This is a genomic window from Halomonas sp. KX33721, assembly GCF_001596805.1.
Lineage (GTDB): Bacteria > Pseudomonadota > Gammaproteobacteria > Pseudomonadales > Halomonadaceae > Vreelandella > Vreelandella aquamarina.
On the sequence record NZ_LVIA01000032.1, the window covers coordinates 13037 to 30532 of the forward strand.

Sequence of the window (17496 nt, forward strand, 5' to 3'; positions counted from 1 at the left end):
ATGTTACGCCGATTACCGCTACTACTGCTGATCATCAGTTTGAGCTTGCTGCTTTCCGCCTGCGCTAGCAGTGTCTCTCCCCCTGCACGCTATATGCTTCCTGCCAGCCCAGCAGTGAACGCACCGGCTAACGCCCAGGCCACACTGCAAGTGCGCACACCTCGACTAGCCCACTATTTAGACGTGGACGGGATTGTGATGCAGTTAGACGACATCACATTAAACGAAGCGCGGGAGCACCAGTGGGCGGAGGGTATTGGGCGCCAGCTTGAACGCGCCTTACGGGCCGAATTGGCAGATCAGTTACCCAGCGTGCAAGTGGTACGAGCAGAAGGCAGCAGCCCTGGGGCGCTCACCCTGTCCATGGAAGTGGATCAATTCCAAGGCCGCTTTGACGGTGTCGCGGTAGCCAGCGGCCAGTGGCAGCTTCGAGATACCGATGGCGAGTTGCTCGCACTCAAAAGCTTCACTGCAGAAACCACTCTTGAACAGGATGGCTACCCTGCCCTGGTCCGTTCGTTGGGCGAAAGCTGGGAGAGTGTTGCTGCACAAATTGCTCAGCAGGTTCGACAAGGCGGCTACTTCTAAACCTTTATTGCAATCGCTAGGGGAACAGCATTGGTGTGAGACTTTCGTGTTACACTCTTTGCCAATAAATGACATCACTGTCAGCGCTACCCTGTCACCCCCTTGTTATGCCTGGTATGGCGTTACAAGACGTATAAATGCCCGTCGCGGCACAGCGTATTATCTGGCAAACTTCGCTGCCGCGACGGTGTACCATCCTCGCTTTTTGAACATTACGCCTAGCAACGCCGCCGAGCTAGTGGCGCCGATTGCTATGCGATTGCGGAGAACGCATGAGTTTTTCTGATCTTGGTCTGCATGACGATTTATTGCGCGCGGTAACTGCGCAGGGCTATACACAGCCTACGCCTATTCAACAACAGGCCATCCCCATCGTTCTTGAAGGTCGCGACCTTCTTGCCAGCGCACAAACCGGTACCGGCAAAACCGCTGGCTTTACGCTACCGATGCTACAGCGCTTGGCAAATGGCAAACGCCCCGGCAAACGCCAGGTTCGCGCACTGGTCCTCACACCCACCCGCGAACTGGCTGCACAAGTGGGGGAAAGCGTGGCTGCTTATGGGCAGCACCTCTCACTACGTTCACACATTATTTTTGGTGGCGTGGGCCAGCAGCCCCAAGTCGACGCTTTAAGAGCCGGCCTGGACGTTCTAGTAGCCACCCCTGGGCGCTTGCTTGATTTGCACCAGCAAGGGCATGTCGACCTCTCCGCCATTGAAATTCTGGTGTTAGATGAAGCCGACCGTATGCTAGACATGGGCTTTATCCACGATATCAAACGGCTATTGCGTCTGGTGCCGAAACAGCGCCAAAACCTGCTGTTTTCTGCCACTTTCTCTAACGAGATCCAAACGCTGGCCCAGCAACTGCTGAATAACCCTGCCCTCATCGAAGTGGCTCCGCGCAACACCACGGCAGAAAAAATTGAGCAGGCCATCTACCGCGTTGATCGCGACAAAAAAACGCGATCTATTGGCCCACCTGATCCAGCGCCACAACTGGTTCCAGGTGCTGGTGTTTACCCGCACCAAGCATGGCGCTAACCGGCTAGCTGAACAGCTCTCCAAGCAGGATATTCCCGCGATGGCGATCCATGGCAACAAAAGCCAAGGGGCACGTACTCGGGCGCTGGGTGCTTTCAAGAGCGGCGACCTACAAGTGCTGGTAGCCACCGATATTGCGGCACGCGGGCTAGATATTAATGAACTTCCTCACGTGGTGAATTTCGATCTGCCCAACGTGGCTGAAGACTATGTCCACCGTATTGGGCGCACAGGGCGCGCGGGTAGCAATGGCGAAGCGGTGTCTTTGGTGTGTGTCGATGAACACGGCCTACTCAAAAACATTGAGCGCCTGATTAATCAAACGCTGCCGAAACATATTGAGCCAGGCTTTGAGCCAGACCCCAATGCCAAGCCAGAACCGATCGAGAATGGCCGCCGCGGTCAGCGCCAGCCAAGGGCTAACCGCAAGCCTGGCGGCCAAGCTGCCAATGCTGGTGGCGAGCGCCGCCGTCGCACTCGCCGGTAGCCCGAACGCCCGGAATATGCGAAGGTAGCGCCTCGCTTATTCCGGCGTTTTTGCTGAATTAATTCATGGAGTGATTATGGCGTCTTCACAACTCATGGCAGATTATCGCCAATGGCTGACTTTTCAGCGTCAGGAGCAACTCAGCCGCGAGCATCAAGGTATTTCTCAGCGCCTAGAGGACGCCCGCGCCTCAGCTAATCAGGTCTTGCAGGCCTATCGCAGCATGGCTGAAAAAGCCTCAAACGAAGGTGCCTGTTATCGCACTCTGTTTTTACGCGAACGCGATAACGCCTCACTCCCCTGTGAAGGTTGGTTATTTGTACGGCGCGTACTAAGCGAAGGCAACAGCACCCGCGTTCGAGTCACACTATTGGAAACTTTTACCCTAGAAGATGGCATCATCGCGCCAGGTGATAAACCGGCACGCAAGCTAACGCTGGAAATTTACGACAAGCTTGATATCAATAAAGGCATGCGTACCCAGGCACGTGTTGATTGCTTGGATACCACGCAAGATTATCACTTCATCACCTTGCTAGATGCGGTGCGAGGCGACCTTCGCCCCTACTTAAAATAAGCGCCGCTTCATGATCTCACGCCACGCTTGCCGATTCATTTTGCTGATGTTTATGGTGGGGCTAAATTTACGCCCTGCCATGTCCTCGGTCGCCCCCCTGCTAAGTCGGCTGCAAGAAAATGCGGGGCTTTCCGCCTCAGCGGCGGGCTTGCTAACCACGCTCCCCGTTCTTTTTCTTGGCTTAACCGCCCCCTTGGCACCAATGATTGGCAACCGTATAGGGAGTGAGCGTGCACTTAGTGCCGCATTACTCCTGCTGGCCAGCGGCTTGCTGTTACGGGTTCTGCCTTTTCCTGGATTGCTTTATCTAGGTACCGCCATGGCCGGTAGTGCTATTGGCTTGGCGGGCACGCTGTTACCCGCGCTAGTCAAGCGTGAGCTGCCTCAAAATGCAGATTTGCTCACCGGGCTCTACACCATGGCACTCTGCTTGGGGGGCGCTCTAGGCGCTGGGCTCAGCGTGCCGTTAATGCAGTGGCTGGGCAACTGGCAAGCCAGCCTAGTCAGTTGGTCACTGCTCGCACTAGCTACATTCATCGTATGGATCAGCTATGCGCCATCTCCTGCGCCAAAACCAACGCTTAACCTGCCCACCGGCATCCCCCTCGTGTCGCTACTCAGGCAGCCGCTAACCTGGCAGGTGATGCTCTTTATGGGCATTCAATCTTCTATGGCATATATCGTTTTCGGCTGGCTGCCAACTCTTCTGATTGAGCGCGGATACAGCGAGGCAACCGCTGGCTGGACGATGGCCGTTTCCATTATGTGCCAACTGGTCTCAGCACTGAGTGCGCCTTGGATTGCGCGATTGCATCACGACCAGCGCCCGGCCCTACTGCTGGTATTGGTATGCACAGCCTTAGGGCTTGTCATGTTGTTAGCCGCTCCGTTGGCATGGCGATGGCCCGGTGCCGTGTTGCTGGGGCTTGGGCAGGGCGGAAGTTTTAGCCTTGCATTAAGCTTATTGGTACTGCGAACCGCAAACGAACGCCTTGCAGGCCAGCTTTCTGGCTTGGTGCAAGGGGGTGGCTATACCCTGGCCGCATTGGGGCCCTTTGGGGTTGGTCTGATGCTCCAAGCCGGTGCTACCACGCAGCATATTGCTTGGCTACTGATTGGATTGATCGGCGTTTGCTGCGGCTTTGCGTTCTTTGCGGGACGCAAACGGCAGCTTGATGACCAAAGCGGCCAACTACAGGTATATCACCGCTAACCACTTCTTAGCTTTCAACAGGATACAGCGATGAGCCAGGCTCCTCTCCTTGCAGATGCTCAAAGCAGCCAAGAGCGGTTGCTTGTGATTTACACCGGCGGCACGATCGGTATGCAGCCTCAGGCTAACGGGCTCTCACCTGCCGGTGATTTTCCTGAACGCTTGGCCAGAGCACTGAGCCAGCTGCCGTTGCGGGACCAACAAATGCTCCCTGCTTATGATGTCATCAGCTACTCACCTCTGATTGATTCCAGCGCGGCGACCCCAATGACATGGCAGCAGTTAGCCGCCGACATCGCCGAGCGCTTTACAGAGCATCGTGGTTTTGTGGTGATTCACGGCACCGACACGCTAAGTTGGACCGCCGCTAGCTTAGCCTACCAATTGCAGGGCTTAGATAGGCCTGTGGTGTTGACGGGTGCCATGGCTCCCCTAGAGGCTCCTAACAGCGATGCCTTACAAAATCTCTACGGCGCCCTACGATTTGCTACCCATCCCGAACTACAGGAAGTGGCCATTTATTTTGCCAACCGCCTGCTCAGAGGCACGCGCGCCATCAAACAGCACAGCGAGGCTGTCGAGGCGTTTTCCTCACCCAGCTACCCACTGCTGGGCGAGCGCATCGGCGACGACTTTATTCTGTTCCCCAGCCGCGGCTTGTCTTACCAGCAGCGCGGGGCTCCGCGCTTTGAGCTGGTGGACTACCAGCCTGTCGCCAATGGCGAGGTGGTTCGCATTACCCTCTGGCCTGGCATAGCGCCCTGGCAATTAGAGGCGTGGCTTAGCCATCCAAACGTAAAAGGCGCGCTGCTACAGCTATGGGGCGCAGGCAATTTACCGGATAACCCCGCACTACTAGAGGTGATTGCCAAGGCGAGCGGAGAAGGCAAACTTATCGCCGCCATCAGCCAATGCCCACAAGGAAGTGTGCATATGGGGGCTTATGCAGCAGGGCACGGTCTCAACAATGCTGGGGTGCTATCCGGCGATGACATGACGCCCGAGGCCGCCTACACCAAACTGGTGCATGTACTAGCGCAACCAATTTCATTAGAGGATCAGAGGCGACGGTTTTTAACGACGCTAGTGGGCGAACGTTAAATGATCTAGCCAGCACTACACTGGCATAGTGGATTATTCCCGCTATGGTTAAACAATGTCCTTAAGGTGTATTAACCACCCACTGGATAGGAAGCCACTTATGGATCAACCGGTACATCACTTTAGCGAACTATTTGAGCAGTTAGGATTACGCTCGGATGCTGAATCCATCGAACGCTTTATTCAGCGGCACTCACCGTTGCCCAAGGAGATGCCACTGGCAGACGCCCCCTGCTGGAATGAGGGCCAAGCGGATTTTCTACGCGAAGCAGTGGAAGAAGATGCCGACTGGGCCGAGGTCGTCGATCATCTGGATGCCTCGATGCACAAAGCCGAATAGGCCTTCGCATCACGCCTGCTCCTGCGCCGCTTCCAGGCGGCGCCGGTACCAGGCCCCCGCCAGCAACAAAGCCGTCAACGCCAGAAGCGGCAGCAGTACGTCCATCTGCAGCGGGTCTTCTTCTTCGATGGCTTCCAGCGCACCGTAAATGGCACTGCTGTAGACAGCCCATTTCACGGCCAGCCCCAAGGCTGCAGCCAGCAGATAACGCCCCAGGGCAATATGCCCCAAGCCTGCCGCAAAATTGATCACTGAATGTGGAAAGCCCGGCAACACACGCATGGCACATTGCGTCAGCAGATCGCTACGCGCTTTCAGCGTGTCCATAACCTTGAGGGTCAGCCCCTTGGGCTGCCAACGCTCGCCGACCCGTGCAGCAAGCAGATATGCTCCCCAGGCACCCGCGACGCTGCTGATGGTCAACATCACCGTAGCGACCAAGGGGGGATAAAAGGGGGCAATCAACCACAGTCCAATACTGCCAGGCAAGCCAATCGCCAGGGTGACCGCCATGGTCAGCATGACCGTCACCACGACCACGGGATGATGAGACATGGTCGCGGCCCAGCGTTTCACCGCCATCAGGTCCGGAGAGTACCAAAGCCATATGTAGGCCAGCATGGCAGCCACCGCAAACGCGGCCGCCCAACGCCAGGAATAGAGAGATAATTTACGCATTGAGGCGTGCTTCAACCCGCTCGAGAATTTGCCGACTGACCTTTCCGACCAGCGGTTTGGCCGCCTTGTTCACCGCTTTTTCCATCAGACGATTGCGGATGTCATAGCTCAGCGTCAGCGACACCTCAGTCCCTTCGGGTACGGCACGCAGCTGATAGCGCCCCTGGTTTTTGACACCTTCCAGGGATTCCCAGGCCAGCACCGTTGGAGGATCGATATCGGTTACCTCCACGTCAAACGCCCAATCCATGCCCACTGCCCGCACGTGCCAGCGGTAGCGGTTTTCGCCAAGACGATCGATCGAGCGTATCAGGTCCGAATAATCCGCAAAATCTTCCACTCGGCGTAACAAGTCAAATACGCGCTCCGGGGAGGCTCTAACGATTTCACTATGTTCTATGGTGGCCATGCGTCCATCTCTTGCTCTAGCGGCTGTAGATGAGTAGCTTATCACGCCAATTCCATTGGCACACCGGATGCCACCACCCAGAACACTGGTCAGCAAGCGCGGCATTGCGTAAACTGCCCGCCTTCCGGACCGGACCCCGGAACACCGCCCTGCTGCTTGGGCAGGCACGACATAAATTCTCCGACCATGAGTACCCAGCATGTCATCCACTGCATCATCCGGCGCCCAGGCGCCATCCACCGTCGTCATCTACTCCGGCGGCATGGACTCCTATACCGTCCTTCACCGTGCGCTACGTGAGGGCCTCGCTGTCCATGCGCTATCCTTCGATTACGGTCAGCGCCACCGTCGTGAACTGGACGTTGCACGTCAGGTATGTGAGTCCTTGGCCATCCCTCATCAGGTCGTCGATATTCGCGCCATCCACGGGCTGATCGACAACTCGGCATTGACCAACGCTGCGTTGACCATGCCTCAAGGGGAGTACGATGCCGACTCGCTCCACAGCACCGTGGTGCCCAATCGCAACATGATTCTGCTGTCGTTGGCCATTGCCAAGGCAGTCAATATCGGTGCCAGCCGCGTGGATTATGGCGCGCACGGCGGCGATCACATGCTTTACCCCGACTGCCGCCCGGCCTTCGTCGAAGCCATGAACGATGTAGCGCAGATTGCCAACTTCGAACCCGTCACCGTCCATGCCCCTTATCTGGCCTCCAGCAAAGCCGACATCCTGCGTGATGGGCTCGCCATGGGCCTGGATTACCGCCATACCTGGACCTGCTACGAAGGCCAGCAGCTCGCCTGCGGCCAGTGCGGTAGCTGTCGCGAGCGGTTGGCCGCCTTTGCGGCTAACCACAGCGTCGATCCTCTCGACTACGCCATCGACACTTCACAGGTGGCGCACTGATGTATCACGTTAAAGAAGCCTTCTACACCTTACAGGGTGAAGGCGCCCAGGCAGGTCGTGCCAGCGTGTTCTGCCGTTTTACAGGCTGTAATCTTTGGTCAGGCCGGGAAATAGATCGAGCGAACGCAAAATGTACCTTTTGCGACACCGACTTTAACGGTACCGACGGAGTTAATGGCGGCCGGTTTAACACAGCCCAGGCGCTGGCAGAACACATCAAAGCGCTGTGGCCTCAGGAAGCTAACAACGCCGTGCCATACGTGGTATTTACCGGCGGCGAACCGCTGCTACAGCTCGATACCGAGCTCATTGCCACGCTGCATAGCGAAGGCTTCGAAGTGGCAGTGGAAACCAACGGTACGGTGCCCGCTCCTGCGGGCATTGACTGGCTCTGCGTTAGCCCTAAGGGTAGCAACCCGCTAGCGATCACCCAAGGCGATGAGTTGAAACTGGTTTTCCCCCAGGCCGATGCGCCACCGGAGCAGTTTTCTCACCTCGCCTTTAGCCACTTCTTTTTACAGCCGATGGATCTCAGTGCCGTCGCTCAAAAGAGTATTGTCACCGACGGCGCAGCGACCGTTCAGGCCACCACCGCGTACTGCATGGCCAACCCACAGTGGCGGCTGTCACTGCAAACGCACAAAATCGCAGGATTCGAGTAATGGCGCTATTTGTTAATCATCTGACCCATATCGATGTCTCTCTTTGGTGCCCCACGAAAGGGTTGGTTGGCTGTAGCTGGCAAGTGGATGCTCAACTAGAGGGTGAACTAGGCGAGGACGGAATGCTGTTCGACTTCGGTGAAGTAAAGCCGTGGATCAAACGCACCCTGGATAGCGGACTGGACCACACCCTACTGGTGCCCACCCAAGCACCCGGTGTTGAGGTCAGCGAATGCGATGAAGGACTCTGCATTCGCACCGCCACACCCTACGTGATGGAAGTTCGTGGACCGACAGAGGCATTTACCCTACTTCCCTGGGCATCGATCACTCTAGAACGGGTGACTCAGTACCTCAGCGCCCAACTCACCGAGCAGCGGCCAGCCAATGTTGAACGCGTGACGCTCACGCTAAGCGATGAGCTTATCAATGGTGCTGCCTATGGCTATAGCCATGGATTAAAACGTCATTCGGGTAACTGCCAGCGCATTGCCCACGGGCATCGCTCTCGCCTGCATATCTTCCAGGAACAACAGCGACAGCCGCAGTTGGAACAGCAATGGGGAGCGTGGCTGGATAATCGTTATCTTTTGGAAGAGGCAGATATAGCAGAGCATAGCGAGTCACAGCTCACCTGCCGCTATGAAGCAGCCCAAGGCAGCTTCTCAATCACCTTGCCATCTGAGCGCTGTAGCGTGCTGCCAAAGCCCACGACGGTAGAAAATATTGCCCTCTGGCTGGCCGATCAGATCGCCAAGCAAACGGGGACCGCCACTCACGTATACGCCTTTGAAGGAATCGACAAAGGCGCGACAGCACAAGCGAGCCCATGAGTGAGTTGATCACCAGTGACAGCAGCGCCACATGCCGAGCAGGCTGCGGCGCTTGCTGTATAGCTCCGTCTATTACATCGCCGATACCCGGAATGCCCGAGGGCAAACCGGCGGGGGTGCGCTGCGTTCAACTCGACGCCAACAACTTATGCACGCTGTTTGGCAGCCCGCTGCGCCCGATGGTGTGCGGGCAGTTCGATTATGACCCCACCGTGTGTGGCGAGCACCGCGATGAGGCGCTCGCCACGCTGTCGTGGCTAGAAGAGAGCACTCGCTAAACGTTTAAGCCTCGTTTTCAGCACTCAGCGAGTGGGGCAAACGGCGACCCAGTAGGCTAACCCAGCGCACCAGCACCGGTGCATCACTGTGGCTAACCTCGCTCAATAGGCGACGGAACGCCTCTTTTGCCTGCTGATCATGGGGTGAAATCCGCGTAAGCCAAAGCTCCAAGGCCGCTAACTCTTGATGGCGGTTGCCGTGTTCCCGTGACTGCACAATCGCCATTTCGGCAAGCGCCTTTACTTCACTGGCCGGGTGCCCCAGCAAGTCACGCACTCTGGCCAGTTGAGTCGCCAACTCGGGCAAAAAGAGCGTGGTGCGCTCTCGGGCAATCACCAAACATTGATCCAGATACTCCTCGGCGGCCTTTAACTCGCCAAGTTCAATACAGGCATCTGAGTACCAAAGGACGGGGCGCTGGAAACGATCTCGCCCATTCAGCTCAGCCATCTGGTCCAGACTATCTCTTAATTGAACTAAACCAGCGTGATCCCCCGCCATGGCCCTCTGCCAACCCAACACACCTTGGGCGGAGAGTTGCCACAGCTGAAGGTCCGGCGTGCCCGTCATGGCGGCCGCGCGCTCAGCATGGCGTGCCGCAAGATGCACATGCCCTAATTGGCGATAGAGCGCTGCGGCAAACATTAACGCCATGGCAAGCGTTCCCGGATGACCAATTTTCTCAGCAAGACGGATGGCTGACGAGACGTGACGCTCGGCGCGCTGATAGTCGCCACGTAAACAGAGTGCCCAGCCCTGGAAGCAGGCAGCTGTCACTTGCGGGTGATCCGAGAAGGGCAGCCACTCGATCATCATTTGCGCATTGAGCGGGTCGATTTCATCCAGGTGGTCATGGGCCTGCTGAATTCGTCCGGCCCAGTACTCACAGTGCGCCCGGGCATAGTCGGCCAAACGGCGATAGCGCGGGTCTTCCAGACGTTCGGCAATATCCGCCAAGGCAGAGGCAAGTGCAAACGCGTCGGCATGGGCGTAGCGCTGGCTGCGGCCTACCCACAGCCCCCACTTGACTAGGAAAATTTGTTCTAAATCTTCCGGGTCGTCCGGCGAATTACCACCGGATTGACGCAGCAGCTCCCGGGCGCGCACAAAGCTTTCGTGGGCAGTGGGCGAGCCATGGCCTTCCAGCGCAAACGCTGCCTGCCCACGCACGGTAAGCAGGCTGACCTCACGCTCCACTTCATGGTCAACGTGGCGCAAACTGGCCAACCCGAAGTCGGCCATCCGCAGCGCCGTACGGTTCGCGCTCACCTTCAGCGCTTCACGAGCAGACAGTTCGAAATAGCGCGCGCCTCGAGCGTAGTGGCCGCTGCGGCGCAGATGGGTGGCGAAATCCCCCGGATGACGGCTGATCCACACAGGGAAACGCTCCTCAATCAGCGTAACGACCTGCTGGTGCAGCTTGACCCGTACATCCCGAGGGCAGGAGAGATAAGCCGCTTCTTGTAGTAGCTGATGGCTAAACTGGTACTCGTGCTCGCCGCTCTCTTTATCAACCGGCTCAATAATTTCCAGCAGGCGCATATGCTCTACGGCTTGAGAAATCCGCGCTTTATCCCAGCCACTGCATTCAGCCAGGAAGTCGAGGCGGAAGCGTTTGCCCAGCACCGCCGCAATATGGGCAATTTCCCGATCCCCTTCCAGCTGATCGATACGGCTGGCCAGCAGGCCAAGCAGCCCTTTGGGCAATTCATCGAACTGAACACTACGCCCTTCGCGACGATCCATATCCAGGCGACGGCAAATCTCCTGCATATAGAGCGGCACGCCATCGCATCGCTCAATAATTTGGTTACGCAGTCGAGGGCTTAAATGCATACGATAGCGGCGCGATAGCTGGGAGAGCAGCCGAGAGGACTGCAGCGCATCGAGCTTGCCGAGGGTAATTTGCTGATCCCAATGCAGCTTCACTGGTAGCGCTTCACGACCGTGATGACTGGCCACCAGCATAAAGGCCGTATTGATGGACAAACGAGCTTGTAAACCGGCCAATACTTTGAAGGAGGGTTCGTCCAACCACTGTAGATCATCAACCATCAAGACGAGAGTCTGGGCGCCAGCGCGCTGGTCGATCAGACGGTGCAGCAGTTTCACGACCAACTCTACCGCTTCCCCGCTTTGGGTAAGCTGAGTAATTTCCTGAACGCCCCTAACCCCCAGCGCCTCTTCCAACAGCTGTTGGCGAGCATCGTCTAGCGCTGTATCACCCAACGATGCCTGCAACTCATGCAATGCTTCTTGAGTAGGCGTGGCGCCTAGATGCCACGCCAAGAGAGAACGGGCCACCCCGTAAGGCTCTAACACCGACAAGCGTGTGGTTGGCTGCCAACAGATAGCGGCGTCGCGGCTAAGTTCAAGCTGACGAAAACCAACCATCAGCGCCGATTTTCCCATGCCTGAGGCCCCCCGCACCAAGACACTTTGCCTTAAGCCGATACCCGCTCTTGCCAGCGCATCACGCAGCGTACGCAGAGACGTTTCGCGGCCGACCAGACTGGGCGGCAGCGCATCCCGGCCGCCTTCATTCTGGCCTAACACCAGCGCCCGCAAGCGCACTCGACCATCGCTTGCCATCAAGCGCGACACCAAGCGCGGCTGCAGGTCCAGCGCCGGGGGCATGTGCTGGCTGGCTTCTTGAGAAATCACTAGTTCACTACCTTCAGCAGCGCCCATTAGCTCAAGGGAGACCTGTGTGACTTGGCCAAGCGGGTCAGCCAACTGGCGTTCAGGCAGATAGACCACACGGCCGCTATGTAACCCAGCCGCCAGCTCAAACGAAGGCGCTTCCCCTTCCCCACTCCAATGGCGCTGAGTTTCCTGCGGCAGCGCTTGGCGGCAGTGTTCATAGAGCGCTACCAGCTCGGCAAGCTGATGCGCAGGGCCGTGGGTGCCGAAACACGCCAGTCCCAAACCGCCGGTGGCCCCAGGCAGCCAGAAGCCACCTAAGTGATGGCACTGCTGCTCTAGCCAGCGCAATAGTTCCAGCTGAAGCGCTAGACAGTTACGAGTTGCCGCCCGGTCTTGCCAGTCGCCTTTCAGACGTAAGCGAATCGCCATGACCGACAGTTGGCGAAGCTCAATCTCATCTTCACGCAGCGGCTTACTATCGGCTGCCAGTGCACGAGAAAAAGCGCCCTGGGGCGACAAGGCTCGCGGGTCGTGGTGGCCGTCCGACCAGTAGCTGGCCAACTGTAAGAAACCGGGCTCCGGCTGCTGGCCCGACAGCGCGAGCAACTGCAAATAGCTGTTGTACTGTTCATGAGCAGCGGCCATTTGATTTTTTTCGGCCAGTTGACGCACCAAACGTTCATGGAAAGGCCCATAGCCTGAAAAGCGGCTCACCAGGCCTTCCAGCATGTCGTCTGGCGTTTCGTCATGAGCCTCAAGCACTTGCTCGGCAAACCGGATCACCCGCTGACGCCACTCATTGCGCACCTGCACTAGCCAGCGCTGAAATTCGCTGCAACTTGCCAACTGCAACTCTTCAATTAGATCGCCTTGGTAGCATGACATCACCTCCTCAAGGGTTTCTAAATCCTTGGGGCCTTCTAGCAACTGCTGCAGGTCATGTAGATCTACCTGCCAGTGGGCAGGTAAATGAAAGGCGATAGTCTGTCGCGATACGTTCAATACCTGATCGGCGTTATCACCCATGGACTGACGCAGGCAGTGCAACGCGTGGCGCAAGTTGGTACGACCTGACGAAAGCCCCTGGTCTGGCCAGAGCAGCTCAGCCAGTGCCGCACGATTGACCGACTGGCGATGCAACAAAAGATACACCAACAGGGCCTTAACTTTGTCGTAATTGAAATGAGTGAGTACATCCTCCCCCTGGGTTAAGGAGAAGTGACCAAACAAGGTCAGCTGGTCTGTCTGTTGAGCATCGCGCATGATACACATCCCGCCTAACTAGCAGCGCCTTAAGCGGGCACGCCGCTATGGAAACGAAACGCCGTATCCGGAGTCGTCATCAGCTCCGCTTCACGTGCGACAAAGAAGGCAATACGGTCATCAATCGGCTCAGCGGTCTGTTGACGCGCCAACAGCAGATAATCTTCAAAATGGCGCCCTTCTGACTTCACCAGCGTGCGGTAGAACTTCGCCAGTTCTTCGTCTAAGTAAGGGATAAGGCGGGCAAAGCGCTCACAGCTTCGTGCCTCAATTAATGCGCCAATAATCAGTACATCGATTAAGCGCTCAGGATCGTTACTGCGTAAATGTTTGCGCAGCCCCTCGGCATAGCGCGAGGCAGTGAGGTGATGATAGGCCACACCACGCTTTTCCATCAGGCCCACCACTTGTTCAAAGTGCAGCAGCTCTTCGCGGGCAAGCTGAGACATTTTGCTTAATAAAAGCGGCTGATCGACATAGCGGTAAAGCAGGCTCATTGCGGTGGAAGCCGCCTTCTTCTCACACTGCGCATGGTCAATCAGCAGCGTTTCAGGATTGGCAAGCGCCCACTGCAACCACGCATCAGGCGTTGGGCAGGCAAGAAACTGATGCAGACTTTCTGGTAGCAAATCATCCGCTGAAAGGGAGTGATCTGCTGTTTTTAGTGCCACTAGTTGTATAGACATAATACCGCTACCGAGCGTTTATCTCACTATTGTATAACACATAAACGCCGTTGGCGTTTGTTCCCTAGCTATCCGAAGGCCACTTACTTAATGGCGCCTCAATTCTCATATAGCATATTTCTAATATATAAGCCCAGCTTATTTGGCGCTCCACACACCGCCTAAACCACTTCACTACGTTACTTAATAACGAATTAATCGTATGCCTATGGTAACGCGGCATCACAATAATCACACCCGCGCTTACCTCAAAACACCCCTGCTGGTAAAAAACTTTCAGATTTTGGGCACATTAACTAAAAAAAGCCGCAAGAAAGGAGCTCAATATCAGCGCCTCAACATAAAGTACAAGCAGGCACTTAGCTTGGCTTCTTAACATTGTCGACAGTTTCCCGTAGAATCCCTTTCATCCACCAGACGCTGTTTGTCAAGCGTCTGTCACGTGTCCGAACGCCTCACCCACCGTGCTAGTAGTCGTTCGGCACCACTGATTCATCACTACGAAGAAGATGAGAGGGCCCCAACGTGCTTGAAGCTTACCGCCAACATGTCGAGGAACGCGCCGCAGAGGGCGTCCCGCCTAAGCCCCTGACCGCCGAGCAAGTCGCGGCCTTGATCGAATTACTCAAAGCGCCCCCGGCCGGTGAAGAGGAATTCATTCTCGACTTAATCACCAATCGCGTTCCTCCCGGTGTCGACGAAGCCGCCTACGTCAAAGCTGGCTTCTTGACGGCCATTGCCAAAGGGGAAGCGACCTCTCCGCTGATCGATAAAATTCACGCGGTCAAACTGCTGGGCACCATGCAGGGCGGCTACAACATCGCCACCCTGGTCGAGCTGCTGGACGATGCCGAGCTCGCCAAGGAGGCCGGCGAACAGCTCAAGCACACCCTGCTGATGTTCGATGCCTTCCACGACGTGGAAGAGCGCGCCAAGGCCGGCAACGCGGTGGCCAAGGACGTCATGCAGTCCTGGGCCGAGGCCGAGTGGTTCCTCTCCAAGCCGGCACTGGCCGAGAAGATCACCCTCACCGTCTTCAAGGTGCCGGGCGAGACCAACACCGACGACCTCTCCCCCGCGCCGGACGCCTGGTCGCGCCCCGATATTCCACTGCATGCCAACGCCATGCTCAAGAACGAGCGCGAAGGCATCGTGCCTGAAGTGCCCGGCACCACCGGCCCGCTGAAGCAGATCGAGGAAGTGAAGGCCAAGGGCTTCCCGGTCGCCTACGTGGGCGACGTGGTCGGCACTGGCTCCTCGCGCAAGTCGGCCACCAACTCCGTGCTGTGGTTCTTCGGCGACGACATCCCCTACGTGCCCAACAAGCGCGCCGGCGGTTTCTGCTTCGGCGGCAAGATCGCCCCGATCTTCTTCAACACCATGGAAGACGCCGGTGCCCTGCCCGTCGAGATGGATGTCTCCAAACTCGAGATGGGCGACGTGATCGACGTCTACCCCTATGAAGGCAAAGTGTGCAAGCACGGCACCGACGAGGTACTGACCACCTTCGAACTCAAGACCCAGGTGATCCTCGACGAGGTGCGCGCCGGTGGCCGTATCCCGCTGATCATCGGCCGTGGCCTGACCGGTAAAGCGCGCGAGTCGCTAGGCTTGGCGCCTTCAGACGTTTTCCGACTGCCCGATCAGCCGGCCGATACCGGCAAAGGCTTTACGCTAGCGCAGAAGATGGTGGGTAAGGCTTGCGGCATGGACGGCGTTCGTCCCGGCATGTACTGCGAACCGAAGATGACCACCGTAGGCTCCCAGGACACCACTGGCCCGATGACCCGCGACGAGCTGAAAGATCTTGCTTGTCTTGGTTTCCAAGCCGATCTGGTCATGCAGTCCTTCTGCCACACGGCGGCTTATCCGAAACCGGTTGACGTAGACACTCACCACACCCTGCCGGACTTCATCATGAACCGTGGTGGCGTCTCGCTGCGCCCCGGCGACGGCATCATCCACAGCTGGTTGAACCGCATGCTGCTGCCGGATACCGTGGGCACCGGCGGTGACTCGCACACCCGCTTCCCGCTGGGCATTTCGTTCCCTGCCGGTTCTGGCCTGGTGGCCTTCGCCGCTGCTACGGGCGTCATGCCGCTGGACATGCCGGAATCCGTTCTGGTGCGTTTCAAAGGCAAGCGCCAGCCGGGCGTCACCCTGCGCGACTTGGTTCACGCCATTCCGTTGTACGCCATCAAACAAGGCCTACTGACCGTCGAGAAATCCGGCAAGAAAAACGCCTTCTCTGGTCGCGTGCTGGAGATCGAAGGCCTGGAAGACCTCACCGTTGAGCAGGCATTTGAGCTTTCCGACGCGTCCGCTGAGCGTAGCGCCGCTGGCTGTACCATTACGCTGTCTGAAGAGAGCGTGACCGAGTACCTGAAATCCAACATCACGCTGCTGAAGTGGATGATTGCTAATGGCTACGGCGACGAGCGCACCATCAGCCGTCGTATCGAAGGCATGGAAGCGTGGCTGGCCAACCCGAGCCTAATGCGCGCCGACAAAGACGCCGAGTACGCCGAAGTCATCGAGATCGACCTCTCTGACATTAAAGAGCCGGTTCTTTGCGCCCCGAACGACCCGGATGACGCCCGCTTACTGTCTGATGTTGCCGGTGAGAAAATCGACGAGGTGTTTATCGGTTCGTGCATGACCAACATTGGTCACTTCCGCGCGGCAGGTAAATTGCTCGAAAAACAGCCTGCGGGCAGCCTGAAAACCCGCTTGTGGCTTGCGCCACCGACCAAAATGGATCAGCACCAGCTGACCGAAGAGGGTTACTACGGCATCTATGGCCGTGCAGGCGCCCGCATGGAAATGCCGGGATGTTCACTGTGTATGGGTAACCAGGCACGCGTTGCAGCGAAGAGCACTGTGGTGTCCACGTCTACACGTAACTTCCCGAACCGTCTGGGCGATGGTGCAAATGTTTACCTCGCCTCGGCAGAGCTAGCAGCGGTTGCTGCTGTAGAAGGTCGTCTGCCGACCGTTGATGAGTATCAGCGTTACATGGGTGAGTTTGACGCCATGGCAGGCGAGATCTATCGCTACATGAACTTCCACGAAATCGAGGAGTATCAAAAAATCGCCTCGAACGTGATTCCGGTAGCCCAAGAGGCTTAATCGCCAGTGGCACCGACCCATCGCCGATGCTCGCAACATCGCAGCCTGGGTAATCCCTCGCTGAGCCGATGACAGAGCGCCCCTTCCTATTGAGGTTGGGGCGTTTTTTTATGACGCTGTGAACATAGCGCTGTAACCATAGGAGTAACTCATGACAACGACAACCCAAATGGTCACCCCCGATCTATGCGACGCTTACCCCGACGTAGAGGTGCTAGAGCCCCTCTTTGCTAACTTCGGCGGTGTCGACAGCTTTTATGGCCCAATTCGCACGGTAAAGTGCTTCGAAGATAACTCAATGGTCAAACAGGCTGTAGCGGAGCCTGGCGAAGGTGCCGTACTGGTTGTGGATGCCGGTGGCTCTCATCGCTGCGCGATGTTAGGCGATATGCTGGCAGAGCAGGCAGCGCAAAATGGTTGGGCAGGCGTATTGATGTACGGTTGCGTGAGAGATGTCGACATTTTGGCCACGCTTCCTTTAGGCGTGCAGGCACTCGGCAGCCACCCGCGTAAAAGCGAAAAGCGCGGCGAAGGCCAGCGGGATATCGCCGTAACGTTTGCGGGCGTTACTTTAAGAGTTGGCCAGTGGCTGTATGCTGATAATAACGGCATTATCATCGCCGAGCAGCCCTTAAAGCTCTCCTAATCCCGC

15 protein-coding genes and 1 pseudogene are annotated in these 17496 nt (G+C 57.1%); 12 read left to right on the forward strand and 4 right to left on the reverse strand.

Going from position 1 to position 17496, the window contains the following annotated elements; all coding sequences use genetic code 11:
- From A3220_RS12055 to A3220_RS12080, 6 genes and pseudogenes are all read left to right on the forward strand, one after another.
- Positions 1-588, forward strand: a complete 588-nt coding sequence (locus tag A3220_RS12055; protein WP_044628271.1) for an ABC-type transport auxiliary lipoprotein family protein — start codon at positions 1-3, stop codon at positions 586-588.
- Between the two features lie 272 nt (positions 589-860).
- Positions 861-2118, forward strand: a pseudogene (locus A3220_RS12060) (DEAD/DEAH box helicase).
- Positions 2119-2194: 76 nt separating this feature from the next.
- Positions 2195-2695: a hypothetical protein gene (locus A3220_RS12065; protein WP_044628273.1), complete on the forward strand. Its 501-nt coding sequence runs from the start codon at positions 2195-2197 to the stop codon at positions 2693-2695.
- 10 nt (positions 2696-2705) lie between these two features.
- Positions 2706-3908, forward strand: coding sequence for an MFS transporter (locus A3220_RS12070; RefSeq protein ID WP_062375064.1), 1203 nt, complete (start codon positions 2706-2708; stop codon positions 3906-3908).
- Positions 3909-3938: 30 nt separating this feature from the next.
- Entirely contained in the window at positions 3939-5009 is a 1071-nt protein-coding gene (locus tag A3220_RS12075; RefSeq protein ID WP_062375067.1) for an asparaginase, read from the forward strand.
- Between the two features lie 100 nt (positions 5010-5109).
- Entirely contained in the window at positions 5110-5349 is a 240-nt protein-coding gene (locus A3220_RS12080; RefSeq protein WP_044628276.1) for a DUF2789 domain-containing protein, read from the forward strand.
- A gap of 9 nt (positions 5350-5358) precedes the next feature.
- Here the strand turns inward: A3220_RS12080 and A3220_RS12085 are convergent, their stop codons facing one another.
- Positions 5359-6027, reverse strand: a complete 669-nt coding sequence (locus A3220_RS12085; RefSeq protein WP_052509912.1) for a VTT domain-containing protein — start codon at positions 6025-6027, stop codon at positions 5359-5361.
- A complete protein-coding gene (locus tag A3220_RS12090) occupies positions 6020-6436 on the reverse strand; it encodes an SRPBCC family protein (RefSeq protein ID WP_039182150.1) in 417 nt (138 codons plus the stop codon). The genes A3220_RS12085 and A3220_RS12090 overlap by 8 nt, the downstream gene beginning before the upstream one ends.
- Before the next feature lie 199 nt (positions 6437-6635).
- Here A3220_RS12090 and queC point away from each other — a divergent pair, with 199 nt between their 5' ends.
- Genes queC through A3220_RS12110 form a run of 4 tightly spaced genes read left to right on the forward strand, consistent with a single transcriptional unit; the run spans position 6636 to position 9119 of the window.
- Positions 6636-7346: a 7-cyano-7-deazaguanine synthase QueC gene (gene queC, locus A3220_RS12095; RefSeq protein WP_062375068.1), complete on the forward strand. Its 711-nt coding sequence runs from the start codon at positions 6636-6638 to the stop codon at positions 7344-7346.
- The gene (gene queE / locus A3220_RS12100) at positions 7346-8008 is read left to right on the forward strand and encodes a 7-carboxy-7-deazaguanine synthase (RefSeq protein WP_062375070.1); all 663 of its coding nucleotides are present in this window, start codon (positions 7346-7348) and stop codon (positions 8006-8008) included. Before queC ends, queE begins: the two co-directional genes overlap by 1 nt.
- Positions 8008-8841: a 6-carboxytetrahydropterin synthase gene (locus A3220_RS12105; RefSeq protein ID WP_062375072.1), complete on the forward strand. Its 834-nt coding sequence runs from the start codon at positions 8008-8010 to the stop codon at positions 8839-8841. Before queE ends, A3220_RS12105 begins: the two co-directional genes overlap by 1 nt.
- Positions 8838-9119, forward strand: a complete 282-nt coding sequence (locus A3220_RS12110) for a YkgJ family cysteine cluster protein (protein WP_044628280.1) — start codon at positions 8838-8840, stop codon at positions 9117-9119. The genes A3220_RS12105 and A3220_RS12110 overlap by 4 nt, the downstream gene beginning before the upstream one ends.
- Positions 9120-9123: 4 nt before the next feature.
- Here the strand turns inward: A3220_RS12110 and A3220_RS12115 are convergent, their stop codons facing one another.
- Together A3220_RS12115 and A3220_RS12120 are read right to left on the reverse strand one after the other, a co-directional pair.
- Positions 9124-13029, reverse strand: coding sequence for an AAA family ATPase (locus tag A3220_RS12115; protein WP_062375142.1), 3906 nt, complete (start codon positions 13027-13029; stop codon positions 9124-9126).
- 29 nt (positions 13030-13058) lie between these two features.
- Entirely contained in the window at positions 13059-13715 is a 657-nt protein-coding gene (locus A3220_RS12120; RefSeq protein ID WP_062360372.1) for a tRNA-(ms[2]io[6]A)-hydroxylase, read from the reverse strand.
- Positions 13716-14240: 525 nt separating this feature from the next.
- Here A3220_RS12120 and acnB point away from each other — a divergent pair.
- Together acnB and rraA are read left to right on the forward strand one after the other, a co-directional pair.
- Positions 14241-16844 (forward strand): bifunctional aconitate hydratase 2/2-methylisocitrate dehydratase, encoded by a 2604-nt coding sequence (gene acnB, locus A3220_RS12125; RefSeq protein ID WP_062360374.1) that lies wholly within the window; start codon positions 14241-14243, stop codon positions 16842-16844.
- 151 nt (positions 16845-16995) lie between these two features.
- On the forward strand, positions 16996-17490 hold the full coding sequence (gene rraA, locus A3220_RS12130; protein ID WP_062360376.1) for a ribonuclease E activity regulator RraA: 495 nt from the start codon (positions 16996-16998) through the stop codon (positions 17488-17490).
- Positions 17491-17496 lie beyond the last annotated feature (6 nt).

Coding starts and splice junctions, on each gene's coding strand:
- A3220_RS12055 (WP_044628271.1), top strand. CDS start 1: ATGTTACGCCGATTACCGCTACTACTGCTGATCATCAGTTTGAGCTTG.
- A3220_RS12065 (WP_044628273.1), top strand. CDS start 2,195: ATGGCGTCTTCACAACTCATGGCAGATTATCGCCAATGGCTGACTTTT.
- A3220_RS12070 (WP_062375064.1), top strand. CDS start 2,706: ATGATCTCACGCCACGCTTGCCGATTCATTTTGCTGATGTTTATGGTG.
- A3220_RS12075 (WP_062375067.1), top strand. CDS start 3,939: ATGAGCCAGGCTCCTCTCCTTGCAGATGCTCAAAGCAGCCAAGAGCGG.
- A3220_RS12080 (WP_044628276.1), top strand. CDS start 5,110: ATGGATCAACCGGTACATCACTTTAGCGAACTATTTGAGCAGTTAGGA.
- A3220_RS12085 (WP_052509912.1), bottom strand. CDS start 6,027: ATGCGTAAATTATCTCTCTATTCCTGGCGTTGGGCGGCCGCGTTTGCG.
- A3220_RS12090 (WP_039182150.1), bottom strand. CDS start 6,436: ATGGCCACCATAGAACATAGTGAAATCGTTAGAGCCTCCCCGGAGCGC.
- queC (WP_062375068.1), top strand. CDS start 6,636: ATGTCATCCACTGCATCATCCGGCGCCCAGGCGCCATCCACCGTCGTC.
- queE (WP_062375070.1), top strand. CDS start 7,346: ATGTATCACGTTAAAGAAGCCTTCTACACCTTACAGGGTGAAGGCGCC.
- A3220_RS12105 (WP_062375072.1), top strand. CDS start 8,008: ATGGCGCTATTTGTTAATCATCTGACCCATATCGATGTCTCTCTTTGG.
- A3220_RS12110 (WP_044628280.1), top strand. CDS start 8,838: ATGAGTGAGTTGATCACCAGTGACAGCAGCGCCACATGCCGAGCAGGC.
- A3220_RS12115 (WP_062375142.1), bottom strand. CDS start 13,029: ATGCGCGATGCTCAACAGACAGACCAGCTGACCTTGTTTGGTCACTTC.
- A3220_RS12120 (WP_062360372.1), bottom strand. CDS start 13,715: ATGTCTATACAACTAGTGGCACTAAAAACAGCAGATCACTCCCTTTCA.
- rraA (WP_062360376.1), top strand. CDS start 16,996: ATGACAACGACAACCCAAATGGTCACCCCCGATCTATGCGACGCTTAC.